Genomic DNA, 1686 nt, shown 5'->3' on the forward strand with positions numbered 1-1686 from the left:
GACCCCTGCGCCAGCGCCGCCACCCGCCGCGGTCGCCGCCCCTCCCCCGCCGCCGCGTCCGGCCGCACCCGTACAGCGCGCGCCGCAGATCAACACGCGGCCGCTGACGCCGCTTGAGCGTCGCGAGCAGCAGGAACGCCTGCTGCGCGAGGCGGAAGAGGCGCGTATGGCCGCCAATGAGGAAAATCGTCGCCGCGACGAGCGTCTCAAAGCCGAGGCCATCGAGAATGAGAAGGCCCGCCTCGAGGCCGCGAAGAATGCGCGGGTCGTCGACAAGGCGGCGCCAGAACCGACGCCCGCTGCGGCCGAAACGACGGCTGCGCCATCAGTCGCTGCAACCGAAGTTGCTGCGTCTGCAGATACTGCATCCGCGGAACCAGAGGCGCGCCTTAGCAATGGCGTGCCGCCGCCCCGTCGCTTCACGCCCGTCGCGTCGCCTGAGCGGCCCAAGCCGCCGGCGAAGCCGGTTCGCAGTGGCCGGCCTGGCGCGGATGACCGTCGCCAGTCGGGCAAGCTCACCGTTACCAAGGCGCTCGACGACGAGGGTGGCGCGCGGGCGCGCAGCCTCGCCGCGCTCAAGCGCTCGCGGGAGAAGGACAAGCGCTCGCACCAGTCGGGCGGCCAGCAGACCAAGCAGGTTCGCGACGTCGTCGTCCCCGAGACCATCACCGTCGGCGAGCTCGCCATCCGCATGGCCGAGCGCGGCGCGGACCTCGTCAAAGCCCTGTTCAAGATGGGCATGCCCGTCACCGTCAACCAGACGATCGATCAGGACACCGCCGAGCTGCTCGTCACCGAATTCGGGCACAATCTCAAGCGCGTGTCCGACAGCGACATCGACATCGTCGCCTCGACCGATACCGACGACGATGTCGGCGCGGTGCCGCGGTCGCCGGTGGTCACGATCATGGGCCATGTCGATCACGGCAAGACCTCGTTGCTCGACGCGCTGCGCGGCACCGATGTCGCCGCCGGCGAAGCGGGCGGGATCACCCAGCATATCGGCGCCTATCAGGTGACGGTAAAGTCGGGCGAGAAGGTCACCTTCCTCGACACGCCGGGCCACGAGGCCTTCTCCGACATGCGTGCGCGCGGTGCCAACATCACCGACATCGTGATCATCGTAGTGGCGGCCGACGACGGCATCCGCCCGCAGACGATCGAGGCGATCAACCACACCAAGGCGGCCGGCGTGCCGATGATCGTGGCGATCAACAAGATCGACAAGCCGGGCGGCAATGCGCAGAAGGTCCGCGAGGCGCTGCTGCAATATGACGTCCAGGTCGAAGCGATGGGCGGCGACGTCCAGGACGTCGAGGTCTCGGCGACCGCGAGGACCGGGCTCGACGAGCTGATCGAGAAGATCCTGCTTCAAGCGGAGTTCCTCGAACTCAAGGCCAACCCCGATCTGCCCGCCGAGGGCACGGTGGTGGAAGCCCAGCTCGATACCGGCCGCGGCGCGGTCGCGACGATCCTGATCCGCAAGGGCACGCTCAAGGTCGGCGACATCTTCGTCGTCGGCGCCGAGAGCGGCAAGGTCCGCGCGCTGATCGACGACAAGGGCAAGCAGATCAAGTCGGCAGGGCCTTCGGTCCCCGTCGAGGTGCTCGGCCTGTCGGGTGTGCCGGGTGCGGGCGATCCGCTCTCGGTGGTCGAGAATGAGGCGCGCGCCCGCGAGGTCGCGGC

Annotated in this window: 1 protein-coding gene (only partly in view); it reads left to right on the plus strand. The window is 69.0% G+C overall.

Translation table 11 applies throughout. From position 1 onward, the window contains the following. Positions 1-1686 carry part of the coding region annotated (gene infB, locus Q0326_RS14255) for a translation initiation factor IF-2 (protein WP_298691632.1) on the plus strand (this coding region is incomplete at its 5' end). The annotated region continues 715 nt past the right edge of the window, so 1686 of the 2401 annotated nt are shown.

It is taken from the genome of uncultured Sphingomonas sp., assembly GCF_937859915.1.
Lineage (GTDB): Bacteria > Pseudomonadota > Alphaproteobacteria > Sphingomonadales > Sphingomonadaceae > Solisphingomonas.